Source organism: Flavobacteriales bacterium, from assembly GCA_026129465.1.
Taxonomy (GTDB): domain Bacteria; phylum Bacteroidota; class Bacteroidia; order Flavobacteriales_F; family PHOS-HE28; genus PHOS-HE28.
In genome coordinates this window covers 2,661,470-2,675,309 of the sequence record JAHCIA010000001.1, presented here as the reverse complement: position 1 = coordinate 2,675,309, position 13,840 = coordinate 2,661,470, and the positions used below count along the sequence as shown (strand labels likewise).

The following is a 13,840-nucleotide window of genomic DNA, read 5'->3' as shown; positions in this document are numbered from 1 at the left end:
GCTTATTCTGCAAGGACCATCTCGACCCTCACATGAAAAGAATTATGGATTTTCTTTACACATCGAGGCAAGCTTGCAAAAATCTTTACACGTGCCATGGCCATCCGCAACCAGCCGCTCCAGCCCTACAACGAGCTGCCCGACCCGCCGGGGGCCGAACGCTTGGAAACCCCAGCGGTGCTACGCCGCACCATTGCCGCACGTGCCACCTTGGCCGAACTGAAGGGGGCCTGCCAACAATTGCCCGAACCGGCCCTGCTGCTGAACACCGTGATGCTGCAAGAGAGCCAGGACAGCTCGGCCATCGAGAACATCGTCACCACCCGCGACCAGCTCTACCAAGCCATCCTGAACCCCCTGGATGCGGCCCCGCCCAGCGTGAAGGAGGTGCTGCGCTACCGGGAGGCCATGCACGAAGGCATCGCCGCCATGCAGCGCGCCGGGGGCATCAGCGTGAACACAGCGGTGCAGGTGATGCAGCGGATCAAGCACACCGGCGTGGGCATCCGCACCCTGCCCGGCACCCAGCTGGGCAATCCGGCCAGCGGCCAGGTGATCTACACACCGCCCGCCCCCACCATGCTGCCCGGGCTCATGGCCCGCTGGGAGCGCTTCACCAATGAGGCCGAAGGCATGGACCCATTGGTGCGCATGGCCGCCATGCACTACTGGTTCGAGGCCATCCACCCCTTCGCCGACGGCAACGGGCGCACGGGGCGCATCCTCAACGTGCTCTTCCTCATCCATGCCGGACTCCTGTTGCATCCCGTGCTCTACCTCAGCTCCCACATCCTGCGCCACAAACCGGCGTACTACCGCTGCCTGCGCCGCGTCACCGAGGAGGATGCATGGGAGGATTGGCTGCTCTTCATGCTCGGCGCCGTGGAGGAAACGGCCCGCGCCACCCTGGGCCTGGTCACCGGCATCGCACGGCTGAAACAGGAATTCGCCGCCGAGGCACGCGCCCTGGACAACAAGCTGCCCGCCACCGACCTCGCCGGCCTGCTCTTCAGTTTCCCCTACGTGAAGGTGGGCACCCTGATGGACCACCAACTGGGCAGCCGCCCCACGGTGACCGCCTACCTGCGCACCCTGGTGAAGCACGGCATGCTCAACGAGGTGCGGCGCGGCCGCGAGAACTACTTCATCAACCACCGGCTCATCACCCTGATCCAGAACTCCGGTTCGCCTTCCGAATAGCCTATGCTCGACAGCACCACCAAACGCCGCATCGACGACTGCCGCGACATCCTCGTGGGCAAGGTGCCCGACCCCAAGAGCCAGATCGACCAGATCACCGTGGCCCTCATCTACAAGTTCATGCACGACATGGACCAGCAGGCCGTGGAGCTTGGCGGCACCCCCACCTTCTTCGCGAAGCACACCGTGCAGGTGAACGGGAAGGACGAAGTGAAAGACTTTGCCCAGTACGCCTGGCCCTTCCTGATGGCCACAGCGCTGAGCGGTGAGGACCGTGTGAAGCTCTACGCCGAAGCCCTGGAGAAGATGCCGGAGAACCCCGGCCTGCCGCCCCTCTTCCGCGACATCTTCAAGAACACCTACCTGCCCTACCGCGACCCGGCCACCTTGCGTGAGTTCCTTAAGCGCATCAACGAATTCACCTACGACCACAGCGAGAAGCTCGGCGATGCCTTCGAGTACCTGCTCAGCATCATGGGCAGCCAGGGCGATGCCGGGCAGTTCCGCACGCCGAGGCACCTCATCGACTTCATGACCGCGGTGATCGACCCGCAGAAGCACGAGACCATCCTGGACCCCGCCTGCGGCACCGCCGGCTTCCTCATCAGCGCCTACAAGCACATCCTGCGGCACACCAGCAGCAACCACGCGGCCGATGACCCGCTGGCCTTCCAGCTGCACGGCGTAAAGCAGGAGGACCTCACCGTGAGCGCCAAGCGCTACACCGGCGACCGCCTCACGCCCGACCAGCGCAAGAAGCTGGTGCGCAACATCGTGGGCTACGACATCGACCCCGGCATGGTGAAGCTCTCGCTGGTGAACCTCTACCTGCACGGCTTCCCCGAACCGCACATCCACGAGTACGACACCCTCACCAGCACCGACCGCTGGGAGGAGCGCTACGATGTGATCCTGGCCAACCCGCCCTTCATGAGCCCCAAGGGCGGCATCCAGCCCCACGGCAAATTCGGCATCCCCAGCACGCGCAGCGAGGTGCTCTTCGTGGACTACATCGCCGAGCACCTCAACCCCAACGGCCGCGCGCTGGTGGTGGTGCCCGAGGGCATCATCTTCCAGAGCGGCAAGGCCTACAAGGCCCTGCGCAGGAAGCTGGTGGACGAGCACTACCTGGTGGGCGTGGTGAGCATCCCCGGCGGCGTGTTCAACCCCTACAGCGGGGTGAAGACCAGCTTGCTCTGGTTCGATCGCGCGCTGGCACGCAAGACGGACAAGCTGCTCTTCGTGAAAGTGGAGGCCGATGGCTTCGACCTGGGCGCGCAGCGCAGGCCCATCGCGCAGAACGACCTGCCCGAGGCCTTCGCGCTGCTGCAGGACTACAAGCGGGCGCTGGCGGAAGGCGTGAAGTGGGAGGCGCCGACTGATTCTGCTGTGCAAGCGTTTGAAGTCGAACGATCGCGTGTGTCCAGCACGGCAGATTGCAGCCTGAGCGGTGACCGTTACAAGAATGTTGCAGCGAGAGATGAACGGTTGAACATGGTCGCGCTCGGCGAACTGATGCCGAGAGGTACGGAGAGCCTTGATCCGCGTAAGTCACCGGATGAAACGTTCGAGTTGTGGAGCATTCCAGCATTCGATACCGGTTCGCCAGAAAGAACGAAGGGCGCGGATATCGGTTCCGCGAAGAAGGTTGTGCTGCCTGGTGATGTTCTTCTTTCACGGATAGTACCCCACATACGCAGAGCTTGGGTTGTGGAACCCAGCGCGATGAAGCAGCGCCAGATTGGGTCTGGTGAGTGGATCATCTTCCGAAGCGAGGATGCGAACCCGCACTACCTGAAACGGATCCTTGTCTCTGATCCGTTCCATGAACAGTTCATGCGCACGATCACAGGTGTCGGTGGATCGTTGACCCGGGCCAACCCCGAAGCTGTTCGTGAGATCCAGATCCCCCTTCCCCCGCTCGCCGAGCAGGAGGCCTTGGTGGCGGAGGTGGAGGGCTACCAGCGGGTGATCGACGGGGCGCGGCAGGTGCTGGCCCACTACAAACCCCGCATCACCATCGACCCACAGTGGGAGATGGTGGAGTTGGGGGAGGTGTGTGACTTCACACGTGGGCCTTTCGGTGGCAGCTTGAAGAAGGAAATCTTCGTTCCGTCTGGTTACGCCGTTTACGAGCAAGGGCATGCGATCTATGACCAGTTCGATGATGTGCGGTACTTCATCACTGCTGAGAAGTTCGGAGAGATGAAGCGGTTTGAAGTTCGGCCAGGTGATGTGATCATGAGTTGTTCGGGCACAATGGGCAAAGTGGCCATCGTTCCTGAACACGTTCGACCCGGGATCATCAATCAGGCGCTACTCAAGCTCGTTCCACGAGCGACTTTGCTGAAGGAGTATCTCAAGCATTGGATGGACAGCGACAACTTTCAGGAAACTCTCGGTCGCTTGACTATGGGTGCTGCCATTCAGAACGTGGCTTCTGTCAGCGTCCTGAAGAATCTCCAGATCCCCCTTCCCCCGCTCGCCGAGCAGCAGCGCATTGTAGCGGAGCTGGAGGAAGAGCGGCGCCTGGTGGCGGCCAACACGGCGCTGGTGGCGCGCATGGAGGCCAAGGTGCGGGAGCGGGTGGCGCGGGTGTGGTCCTCGGGGTCCTCGGTCGCTGCGCGCCCTTCGGCCCACTCCTTCGGTATTGCTCGGCCTGACACACCCGCTGATGATCGGACGATCAGAAGATCAGATGATCTGCAGAACGGATCCGAGCCGAAGCCGGTCAGCACCCCTTACTCGGATGCGGATGAGGAAGTGCCCATGGCGGCCGAGCCTTCGCCGGAAATGGAGCGGCGTGGGCCAGGTCGCATCGGACCGGGTCGTCCGCGCAAGGGCGAGGGCGGCAATGGCCAGGCTGCCGAAGCGATCAGGACCTACCTGCACGGCCACCCCGGCTGGCACGGCAAGGGCGCGGTGCTGGAAGCCACCGGCGTGGAGGCCTCGGCCTGGAACGCGGCGATCAAGGAACTGCTGGAGGCCGGTCAGGCGGAGCGGCAGGGCGAGAAGAAGGGGGCGCGGTACAGGGGGGTGTAGGTTCCACATCCACCCCTTAACTGGGGAACGGTGTGTACACTTGTTTCCTGCCCTCTTCATGGACCAAGCACCTTTCCATGCGTAAACAGAGAACCATATAACCTTGATTATCAACTATTTAGTGATATTTTACAATTTCCACACATCCAAGGTTTAACCTATAGCTTAATCTTGCGTTGGAAAGGAGCGCCACCATATTGCGGACAAGCTCGGATGGCAAGCGCTGCATCGCGGTGGACAATGAAGTGTTCGATGAGGTGCTGGCATACATCGGCCAAGATGCGCGGCACAAGAACAAGTTCATCGACATAGTGAACGTGATCCTGGCCGGACTGAAGAACAGGGACCTGTACGACAAGGAGAACATCGATGCCAGTTGCAAGGACGTGACCGCGATGAAATTCTTCAAAGGACAAGAGAACGATCGCATCTATTGCAAGGAGATCCGCCGGGGCGACAAGACCATGATCGTGATCATGGGCGCATTGCTCGAACGGAAGAAGACCACGGAGAATTCGAAACGCGAGCTCGCCACCATCCGCAACGTGGGCACTTACACCTACCCTGACCACAAGATCCATGAGCGCAGACCGCCGAAAAGCCCCCGCTGAGATCCAGGCCGCTTTCGATAAGCTGTTCAACGGCCTCAGCCCTGAGGAACAGTTGGAACACGAAGGCCGCATGATCGGCTTCGCCTTCCTGAGCGAGGTGGAGCATGCCATGGACGCCCGCCGGATGACCCGCAAGGAACTGGCGAAGGCCATGGGCATCTCCGGAAGCTTCCTCACGCAATTGTTCACCGGTGAAAAGCCGCTGAGCGATAAGCACAAAGCCATGTTCCAGCGCGCGCTGGGCATCCGCTTCACGATCCATGCGCAGGAAGATGCCGCCTACAGCGAGGAGCCCGAATTCAAATTCCCTCGGATCGACCGCATGGCCATCCTGCGCGTGGTCCGGGACTTCGAACCGGACTATGCCGCCGGGCAGGCAGGCAGGCCCGATTACAACGAGAACATCGCTGCCTGATGCTGGCCAAGCGCTCCCCCCTCAAGTGGCACGAGTTCGCCCTGCTCCAGAGCTACTTCAGGTTCGTTCCACCCGACAAGAACAACGGAGAGGTGGACGTCCAGAGCCTCTTCGAGAGCTACGCCATCGACATCGACTTCGTGATCAAGAAGCCGGTGGACGACAAGCGCCAGGTATTCACCAAAGTGCTGGTGAACTGGCCAGAAGAAGGACCAGCCGGCTACAAGCTCTTCATCGAAGCCGTGGGGCTGTTCAGCATCGAAGGAGAGGCCGATATGAAGGAGGAGATCCGCAAGAATCTGGCGCACTACTCCACGGTGAACATGATGCTGAACAGGATCCGGGCACACATCGGTGTGATCACGGCCACTTCGGCGTTGGGCAGCTTCGTTCTGCCAGCGGTGGACATCACGGACCTGTTCAAGCAGAAGGCGGTGAAGAAAGCGCCGAAGCCCGAGTGAATCGAAAGCAGGTGCACATGATCGAGGCGCATCACGCGTGAGGGGCAGCAGCGGCAGGCGGCCGATGGCGATGCGCTGGTGTGGCCCGCGCGAGGAGGCTGCGAGGAACGAGCAGACCCCGGAGCCGGAGCCACGCCCGAAGAGCCAAGGGCGCTACAGCGGATGACCCGACCCGTGCGTTGGCCGTGTGCGCAGGCCGGGGGCACGCCCACATCCATCATCCCCTTGCATGAACGAGCGAGCCCCAGCATCCGCCGGGGCTCGCTCGTGGTGTTCGATCACGTGCTCACCCGTTCTTATGGATCAGGAACCCATCATCCACCGGGATGGTGCTGCCGTTGATCGCGCTGGCGGCATCGGTGAAGAGGAAGGCCACCACGGCGGCCACCTTTTCGGGCTCGATGAGCTGCTTGTGCAGGTGCTGGTCGCCGAGCATCTTCTTCATTGCGGCATCGGTGCCCAGGATGGGCGTGTTTATGAAGCCGGGGGCCACGCCCACCACGCGGATGCCGTGCGGGGCCAGTTCCAGCGCGCCGCTCTTGCTCATCATCACCACGGCGGCCTTGGCGGCGTTGTAGTTGAAGCTGCCCAGCGCGGCCTGGAAGCCGTAGATGGAGGCCGTGTTCACGAAGGTGCCGGTCGCGCCGAGCTGCACCATCTTCCTGGCGGCGTAGTACATGCCGTAGTACACGCTGTGCTGGTCCACCTCGATCACCTTGTGGTAGCTGGCGGGGTCCATCTCCAAAAAGGGCTTCACCAAGCCGATGCCCGCATTGTTGAAGATGCCGTTGAGCGTGCCCAGCTTCTCCACGGCGAAGTCCACGAGGGCTTCCACTTCGGCGGCCTTCGACACGTCCACTTTGTAAGCGAAGGCTTTCACGCCTTTCGCGCTGATCTCCTTCGCGACTTTCTCCGCGCCGTCCAGGTTGTAGTCGGCGATGATGAGGTTAGCGCCCTTGTTGGCGAGGGCGATGGCGGCTTGGTGGCCGATGCCGCTGGCACCGCCGGTGATGATGATGGCTTGTCCTTTCAGTTCCATGATCGTGGATGTTGAGGTTCTTTGTTCGTGACGGCACAAAGATCCCGGCACGAGCAGGTGCAGCGGTAACACATTCCGGCAGAAGGGTGGTACAGTCGCCCAAGCGAAGGGCTTTCCGACCATCGCACCGCGACCATCGCATGGCCTGGCCACGGGCACCACGTCACGCGTTTTCAGAAGCCTGTACCTTGGAAGCGGCATGAACCTGACGATCGAGAACATCCTGTTGGTCGGCTCCCTGCTGCTCTTCGTGAGCATCATCGTGGGCAAGACCTCCTACAAGTTCGGCGTGCCCACGCTGTTGTTGTTCCTGTCCATCGGCATGCTGGCCGGTTCCGATGGCATCGGCGGCATCCAGTTCGCGGACCCCAAGGCGGCGCAGTTCATCGGGGTGGTGGCCCTCAACTTCATCCTTTTCTCGGGCGGCCTCGACACCAACTGGAGCTCCGTGCGGCCCATTCTGTGGCAGGGTGTGGTGCTGTCCACGGTGGGGGTGCTGCTCACGGCGCTGTCGCTGGGCCTGTTCGTGTGGTACGTGACGGACTTCACCATCTACGAGAGCCTGCTGCTGGGCTCCATCGTGTCGTCCACGGATGCGGCGGCGGTGTTCTCCATCCTGCGTTCCAAGAGCCTTGCGCTGAAGAGCAACCTGCGGCCCACCCTGGAGCTGGAGAGCGGCAGCAACGACCCCATGGCCTATGTGCTCACCATCGCCTTCCTGTCGCTGGTGCTGAACCCGGCACAGGGCCTGGCATCGGTGATCCCCCTCTTCATCCAACAGATGCTGGTGGGCGGCCTGGCGGGCCTTGGCTTCGGCATGCTGAGCAAGCGGATCATCAACCGCATCCAGCTGGATTTCGAGGGCCTGTACCCGATCCTGGTGCTGGCGCTGATGTTCGTCACCTTCTCCGCCACGGACTTCGTGGGGGGCAACGGCTTCCTGGCCATCTACATCTGCGCCGTCTACCTGGGCAACCAGGAACTGATCCACAAGAAGGCCATCCTGAAGTTCTATGATGGTATGGCGTGGCTGATGCAGATCGTACTGTTCCTCACCCTGGGCCTGCTGGTGTTCCCCACGCAGGTGTTCCCGGTGATGGGCATCGGGCTGTTGATCTCCCTGTTCCTGATCATCGTGGCGCGGCCCGTGAGCGTGTTCCTGAGCCTGGTGTTCTTCCGGATGCAGCTGCGCAAGCGTTTCTACATCTCGTGGGTGGGCCTGCGAGGTGCTGTGCCCATCGTGTTCGCCACCTACCCGCTGCTGGCGGGCATCGACAAGGCGCCGATGATCTTCAACATCGTGTTCTTCGTGTCGGTGACCTCCGTGCTGATCCAAGGCACCACCCTGGGGGTGGTGGCCAAGTGGCTGCACATGGCGCTACCGGAGCGGATCAAGCCGATCTCCGAGAGCGAGAAGCTCATCATCGACCTGCCCAAGGCGAACCTGCAGGAGATCGAGATCCTGCCCCATTTCACGGCCGTGAACAAACGGGTGGTGGACCTCCAGTTCCCGCGCTCGGCCTTCATCGTGATGATCAAGCGCGACGATGTGTACATCCGGCCGGGTGGTTCCACCGTGATCCTTCCCAATGATGTGCTGATGGTGCTGGCGGACCGGGAGGAGGATTTCATCAACGTGCACAACAGGCTGCACAAGCCCGGGGGCGGGCCCACCGTATAGCGCAATGAGGAAACGATTCATACTGCTCATCGACTTCTCCGAGAGTTCGGCGAACCTGATCAGGTATGCTGGTGATTGGGCCATCAAGGCCGATGTCGAAATACTGCTGGTCCATCGGACCACCGTACGCGCCCCGGGACTCGCCGACATTGAAAGCAGGCGGCAGATAGCGCACCACGCCAATATGGAAGCCCTCGGCGAACTAAGGTCGCTCGCAAGGGAGATCCTGCCCAACGACCTCAAGGTATCCTACTCGGTGTCGGAGGAACATTTGCGACCAACGCTAGCGCATCTGTTGGCACAACCATTCCAAGACCTGGTCCTTGTTGGTGTGAAAGGGACCGGCCTCGTGAAGAAACTGATGGTCGGCAGCGTGGCGCTGGAGCTGATCGACAATACCGGGAATTGCGTCGTCGCCGTGCCCAAGGACATCCACGCCTTCTCTCAGTCCACCATCCATGTGTCCGTCACGGAGAAGTACCCCTTGAATATTCTGGGGCTGAACAATTATCTCGATTTCCTGGAAGGTCGGAACGTAAGGATCACATTCTTCCATCTGGCCGGGCCCTACGAGCGCACCTCGGGGATCAAGAAGTACTTGAAGGAGCTTTCCGACCTGTTCTCCCATCGCGTTGAAACGGACTTCGCCGTGTATGAAGGAGCGAACCCCTTTCAGGACATCAAGAGGATCGTGACGAACAGGGCCGAGGAGGTGCTGGTGGTGCAGCGTGGAACACGCCTGTTGACGGACCAGCTCTTCAGGAAATTCCTGATCAACGAACTGGTGTACGAAGGGCACATCCCCTTGGTGGTGCTGCCGTAGACCCCCGAGTGGGGTCATAAGCCGTCGAACGAACCGGGGTGGCGGAACCGTACCTCACGCCACCAGCCTCCGCATCTCCTCGCGGAACTCGGTGGGCGTCTGCCCAGTGTTCTTCTTGAACACGCGGGTGAAGTAGGCCTTCTCGTTGTAGCCCAGCTCGAAGCCGATCTCGCTCACGGGCTTGTCGGTGGCGATCAGCAGGTTCTTCGCCTCGATCAGCTTGCGCGTCTCGATGATGCGTGAAACGCTCTGCTGCAGGATATGCTGCGTGATGAGGTTGAGGTTGCGCGGGCTCATGAAGAGCTGCGAGGCGTAGAACTCCACATCGTGCGGCTGGCGGAAGTTCTCCTCCAGGATCTGCAGGAAGTGGCGGAAGGTCTCGCTTTGCGTGGCCGGGGGCGCCTCTTCGTCCGGGTGCAGGCGGCGATGCTCACTGCGGATCAGCGTGAACAGCGCGCTGAGCAGCTGGCGCACCACGGCCAGGTCGGGCTCGGGCTGCTGCATCTCGCCCTCGATGAGGTCGCACACGGTGAGCAGGCGCTTGAAGCAGTAGTTGTCGGGCAGGGCGATGTCGGCGTTGGCGTGGAAGAAGGCGTAGAGTTGGAAGACCGTCTCCGGGATGAACTCGCTGCGGAAGCGCAGCACGCGCATGTCGCATTTCCCGTCCTTCAAGGCGGGGCGCACGCGGTGCACCTTGCCCTTGGTGACGAAGCTGACGAAGGGCGCGGCGATGGTGGCGGAACGGAAGTCGATAAAGTGCTCCAGCTGCCCTTCCACGCCGATGATGAGCTCCTCGAAGTCGTGCTGGTGCGGCTCGTCCGGCGCCTGCGCGATGCGTTGCGCCTCGGCGGCATCCACGCGGAACATCCGGAAGAGCTGATCCATGCCACCAAGGTAGCCAGTGCGCAATGGCCCGTTAGCGGCATCGTCGACAACCTTTCGAGGTCCAAGCTGTTCCTTTCGTACCATATACACCACTCTCGCCTCCCCCATGAAGATCTACCACCTCGCCACCTGCTCCACCTGCCAGCGCATCCTCAAGGAGATCCCCAAACTGAAGCGCTTCGAGCTGCAGGACATCAAGACACAGCCCATCACCAGCAAGCAGCTGGACGAGCTGAAGAAGATGGCCGGCAGCTACGAGGCGCTCTTCAGCAAGATCGCCATGAAGTACCGCAGCATGGGGCTGAATGAGATGAAGTTGACGGAGAAGGACTACCGCAAGTACATCCTGGAGGAGTACACCTTCCTGAAGCGGCCCGTGGTGGTGATCGGTGATCGGATCTTCATCGGCAACGCGCCGAAGACGGTGAAGGCGATGATGGAGGCGTGCGCGGCGGTGCGCTGACTGGCGACGCCTTATCGGGGAGAGCCATGGCGCCGCGTGGCACGCCACCGGTATTTTTGTCCCGACATGCTCAAGCAAGGCCTTTACCAGAAGCTGCAGCAGAAGCTGAGCCCGCAGCAGATCCAGCTCATGAAGCTGCTGCAGGTGCCCACCGTGGAGTTGGAGCAGCGCATCAAGCAGGAGATCGAGGAGAACCCCGCCCTGGAGGAGGGCGACGACCACGACGAAGAGGAGGTGCCCACCGAGGAGCAGGCCCTGAGCGAGAGCGACGAACTGGACAGCGACGCCAACGAGGAGAACGAGCGCGAGGACTTCGACCTGAGCGACTACTTCCAGGACGACGACACACCGGACTACAAGCTGAGCGTGAAGAACAGCGGGCCGGACGAGGAGGAGCGCGAGATCCCCCTGGCCGGCGGCACCACCTTCCAGGACAGCCTGCGCAGCCAGCTCTCGCTGCGGCACTGCGACGACCGCACGCGCCTGCTGGCCGAACACCTCATCGGCAATCTGGACGAGGACGGCTACCTGCGCCGCGAGCTGGACGCCATCGTGAACGACCTGGCCTTCACGCAGAACGTGATGTGCGACCGGGAGGAATTGGAGAAGGCGCTGGCCGAGGTGCAAAGCCTGGACCCGCCCGGTGTGGGCGCGCGCGACCTGCGAGAGTGCCTGCTGTTGCAGGTGCGCCAACTGCCCGGCAGCCTGGAGCGCCGGATCGCGGAGGAGATGCTCGACAAGCACTTCGAGGCCTTCAGCAAGAAGCACTACGAGCGCATCATGGACCGGCTGGAGATCGACGAGGAGGCCCTCAAGGGCGCCATCGAGCTGGTGGTGCGCCTCAACCCCAAGCCGGGCAACACCGCGCGCGACACCGCCAAGCCCGTGCAGGAGATCATCCCCGACTTCATGGTGATGGCCACCGATGGGGTGCTGGAGTTGTCCCTCAACGGACGCAACGCGCCGGAACTGCGGGTGAGCCGCCAGTACCGCGACATGATCAAGGAGTACCAGCGCAACAAGAAGGACAAGTCGCAGCGTGAGGCGCTCATGTTCATCAAGCAGAAGCTCGACAGCGCCAAGTGGTTCATCGACGCCATCAAGCAAAGGCAGCACACCCTGCTGGTGACCATGGAGGCCATCATGGAACACCAGCGCGACTTCTTCCTCACCGGCGACGAGACCAAGATGAAGCCGATGATCCTGAAGGACATCGCCGAACGCGTTGGGCTCGACATCAGCACCATCAGCCGGGTGGCCAACAGCAAGTACGTGCAGACCAACCACGGCACCTACCTGCTGAAATTCTTCTTCAGCGAAAGCCTCAGCACCGACAGCGGCGAAGAGGTGAGCACGCGCGAGGTGAAGAAGATCCTGAAGGACGCCATCGAGGCCGAGGACAAGCGAAAGCCGCTGACCGACGACCAACTCACCGCGTTGCTGCAGGAGAAAGGCTACAACATCGCGCGCCGCACCGTGGCCAAGTACCGCGAACAATTGGGGCTGCCGGTGGCGCGGTTGCGGAAGGAATTGTGAGGGGCTTGAAGCGTGTCGGAGGCTGAGGGGTCGGATGTAGGCCATGAGCAGAGCCGCCAACTGGATATCGATCGCGTTGCACCCGCTGTTCATGCCGCTGCTCACGCTGTGGCTGGCGATCGCGGTGGACCCGCACCTGGGCTACTTCCTGGACGGCCGCATGCTATGGATCACCCTGGGCATGGTGGGCGTGATGACCATCGTGTTCCCCCTGATCAGCACGCTGCTCCTGTTGCGCGGTGGTGTGATCGACGACCTGCGCATGCCGGACCACCGCCAGCGTGTGGCGCCCTTCGTGATGACGCTGCTCTACTTCGCCATGGCCTATTGGCTGCTGCGGCGTTCTTCGATCCACCTGGGCTTGCTGCCGCTATTGGCCGGCGCCATCGTGGCCCTGGCCCTGACCGCGGCGATCTCCCTGCGCTGGCGGATAAGCGCGCACATGGTGGGCATCGGCGGTCTGCTGGGCACGCTCTCCGCCCTGATGGTGATGCACGCGCTTCCCATCCTGCCGTTGATCGCGGGCGTCATCCTGCTGGCCGGCGCGCTCGGCACAGCGCGCATCGTGGATGGCGGCCACTCGCACACACAGATCCACGCGGGCACGGCGCTGGGCTTCCTTTGCACGCATCTCTGCGTGCAGGCCGGCTTCATGGTCTGACCCCGCCCAGGCGGCACTGCCAGCGCCAGGCGTCGCGCAACGCGTCGTCCAAACCAAGCTCCGCTTCCCAGCCGAGCACCGTGCGGCATCTGGTGGTGTCGGCATAGACGCTGGCCACATCGCCCGGCCTGCGCGGACCCATCGACCAGGGCATTTCCACGCCGTTCACCTCCTGGAAGCGGCGCACCACCTCCAGTACGCTATGCCCGCGGCCGGTGCCCACATTGAACACTTCGCAACCCGCTTCTCCGCGCCCGTCCATCCAGGTCAGCGCACGCACATGCGCACGCGCCAGGTCCACCACGTGGATGTAGTCGCGCACGCAACTGCCATCGGGCGTGTCGTAATCGTCGCCGAAGACCGTGAGCCGGTCGCGCAGCCCGGCGGCCGTTTGCGTGACGAAGGGCACCAGGTTGTTGGGCACACCCAATGGCAGCTCCCCGATATGTGCCGACGGATGCGCGCCGATGGGGTTGAAGTAGCGCAGGAGCACCGCGCGCAGCGCCGGATCGGCCACACATTGGTCGCGGAGCATTTGCTCGCATGCCATCTTGGTGAAGCCATAGGGTGAATTGGCGGCGCGGTCGGGTGCGGATTCGTCCACGGGCAATCGTTCCGGCTGGCCGTAGACCGTGCAGCTGCTGCTGAAGACGATGCGGTCCACCGCGTGCGCGCGCATCACCTCCAACAGCGTCACCAACGAGCCGATGTTGTTGCGGTAGTACTTCAGCGGTTCGCGGACGCTCTCGCCCACGGCCTTGTCGGCCGCGAAGTGCACCACACCATGCACGGCGCCCTCCTCCGCGAACACACCTTCCATGGCGTCCGCATCCACACAATCCACCCGGTAAAGGGGTGGCCGCCGGCCGATGATGGCCGCGATGCCGTCCAGGGCGCGTTCCTCACTGTTGCGCAGATCGTCCACGATCACCGGCAGGAAACCCGCCTGCGCCAGTTCCACCACCGTGTGCGAACCGATGAACCCCGCACCGCCCGTGACGATGACCTTGCCCCGCATGCCCA

13 protein-coding genes are annotated in these 13,840 nt (G+C 62.4%); 10 read left to right on the top strand and 3 right to left on the bottom strand.

Translation table 11 applies throughout. From position 1 onward, the window contains the following. The first annotated feature begins 96 nt into the window (after positions 1-96). The 5 genes from KIT10_11425 to KIT10_11405 all read left to right on the top strand — a co-directional run bounded on the left by KIT10_11425 (position 97) and on the right by KIT10_11405 (position 5,729). Entirely contained in the window at positions 97-1,200 is a 1,104-nt protein-coding gene (locus KIT10_11425) for a Fic family protein (protein ID MCW5899867.1), read from the top strand. Between the two features lie 3 nt (positions 1,201-1,203). After that, a complete protein-coding gene (locus KIT10_11420; GenBank protein ID MCW5899866.1) occupies positions 1,204-4,242 on the top strand; it encodes an N-6 DNA methylase in 3,039 nt (1,012 codons plus the stop codon). A gap of 176 nt (positions 4,243-4,418) precedes the next feature. Then, entirely contained in the window at positions 4,419-4,853 is a 435-nt protein-coding gene (locus tag KIT10_11415; GenBank protein ID MCW5899865.1) for a hypothetical protein, read from the top strand. Then, a complete protein-coding gene (locus tag KIT10_11410; protein MCW5899864.1) occupies positions 4,822-5,268 on the top strand; it encodes a helix-turn-helix transcriptional regulator in 447 nt (148 codons plus the stop codon). The genes KIT10_11415 and KIT10_11410 overlap by 32 nt, the downstream gene beginning before the upstream one ends. Further along, positions 5,268-5,729, top strand: coding sequence for a hypothetical protein (locus KIT10_11405; GenBank protein MCW5899863.1), 462 nt, complete (start codon positions 5,268-5,270; stop codon positions 5,727-5,729). The genes KIT10_11410 and KIT10_11405 overlap by 1 nt, the downstream gene beginning before the upstream one ends. Before the next feature lie 286 nt (positions 5,730-6,015). Here the strand turns inward: KIT10_11405 and KIT10_11400 are convergent, their stop codons facing one another. Further along, entirely contained in the window at positions 6,016-6,768 is a 753-nt protein-coding gene (locus KIT10_11400) for an SDR family oxidoreductase (GenBank protein ID MCW5899862.1), read from the bottom strand. A 199-nt stretch (positions 6,769-6,967) separates the two neighbouring features. On the opposite strand from KIT10_11400, the gene KIT10_11395 reads away from it, so the two are divergent. Next, positions 6,968-8,449: a potassium/proton antiporter gene (locus KIT10_11395; GenBank protein MCW5899861.1), complete on the top strand. Its 1,482-nt coding sequence runs from the start codon at positions 6,968-6,970 to the stop codon at positions 8,447-8,449. Between the two features lie 4 nt (positions 8,450-8,453). After that, on the top strand, positions 8,454-9,272 hold the full coding sequence (locus KIT10_11390; protein ID MCW5899860.1) for a universal stress protein: 819 nt from the start codon (positions 8,454-8,456) through the stop codon (positions 9,270-9,272). A 54-nt stretch (positions 9,273-9,326) separates the two neighbouring features. On the opposite strand, the gene KIT10_11385 is transcribed toward KIT10_11390, so the two are convergent. Then, positions 9,327-10,157, bottom strand: a complete 831-nt coding sequence (locus KIT10_11385; protein MCW5899859.1) for a helix-turn-helix domain-containing protein — start codon at positions 10,155-10,157, stop codon at positions 9,327-9,329. Positions 10,158-10,263: 106 nt separating this feature from the next. On the opposite strand from KIT10_11385, the gene KIT10_11380 reads away from it, so the two are divergent. The 3 genes from KIT10_11380 (at position 10,264) to KIT10_11370 (ending at position 12,817) form a co-directional block, all read left to right on the top strand. After that, positions 10,264-10,620, top strand: coding sequence for a hypothetical protein (locus KIT10_11380; GenBank protein MCW5899858.1), 357 nt, complete (start codon positions 10,264-10,266; stop codon positions 10,618-10,620). Positions 10,621-10,686: 66 nt separating this feature from the next. Next, complete coding sequence (rpoN, locus tag KIT10_11375; GenBank protein MCW5899857.1) at positions 10,687-12,156, top strand: RNA polymerase factor sigma-54; 1,470 nt, start codon at positions 10,687-10,689, stop codon at positions 12,154-12,156. A 43-nt stretch (positions 12,157-12,199) separates the two neighbouring features. Next, positions 12,200-12,817, top strand: coding sequence for a hypothetical protein (locus tag KIT10_11370; protein ID MCW5899856.1), 618 nt, complete (start codon positions 12,200-12,202; stop codon positions 12,815-12,817). Here the strand turns inward: KIT10_11370 and galE are convergent. Beyond that, positions 12,807-13,835: a UDP-glucose 4-epimerase GalE gene (galE, locus tag KIT10_11365; protein ID MCW5899855.1), complete on the bottom strand. Its 1,029-nt coding sequence runs from the start codon at positions 13,833-13,835 to the stop codon at positions 12,807-12,809. The two genes, KIT10_11370 and galE, sit on opposite strands and share 11 nt — an antisense overlap. Positions 13,836-13,840: the final 5 nt, after the last annotated feature.

Coding starts and splice junctions, on each gene's coding strand:
- KIT10_11425 (MCW5899867.1), top strand. CDS start 97: ATGGCCATCCGCAACCAGCCGCTCCAGCCCTACAACGAGCTGCCCGAC.
- KIT10_11420 (MCW5899866.1), top strand. CDS start 1,204: ATGCTCGACAGCACCACCAAACGCCGCATCGACGACTGCCGCGACATC.
- KIT10_11410 (MCW5899864.1), top strand. CDS start 4,822: ATGAGCGCAGACCGCCGAAAAGCCCCCGCTGAGATCCAGGCCGCTTTC.
- KIT10_11405 (MCW5899863.1), top strand. CDS start 5,268: ATGCTGGCCAAGCGCTCCCCCCTCAAGTGGCACGAGTTCGCCCTGCTC.
- KIT10_11400 (MCW5899862.1), bottom strand. CDS start 6,768: ATGGAACTGAAAGGACAAGCCATCATCATCACCGGCGGTGCCAGCGGC.
- KIT10_11395 (MCW5899861.1), top strand. CDS start 6,968: ATGAACCTGACGATCGAGAACATCCTGTTGGTCGGCTCCCTGCTGCTC.
- KIT10_11390 (MCW5899860.1), top strand. CDS start 8,454: ATGAGGAAACGATTCATACTGCTCATCGACTTCTCCGAGAGTTCGGCG.
- KIT10_11385 (MCW5899859.1), bottom strand. CDS start 10,157: ATGGATCAGCTCTTCCGGATGTTCCGCGTGGATGCCGCCGAGGCGCAA.
- KIT10_11380 (MCW5899858.1), top strand. CDS start 10,264: ATGAAGATCTACCACCTCGCCACCTGCTCCACCTGCCAGCGCATCCTC.
- rpoN (MCW5899857.1), top strand. CDS start 10,687: ATGCTCAAGCAAGGCCTTTACCAGAAGCTGCAGCAGAAGCTGAGCCCG.
- KIT10_11370 (MCW5899856.1), top strand. CDS start 12,200: ATGAGCAGAGCCGCCAACTGGATATCGATCGCGTTGCACCCGCTGTTC.
- galE (MCW5899855.1), bottom strand. CDS start 13,835: ATGCGGGGCAAGGTCATCGTCACGGGCGGTGCGGGGTTCATCGGTTCG.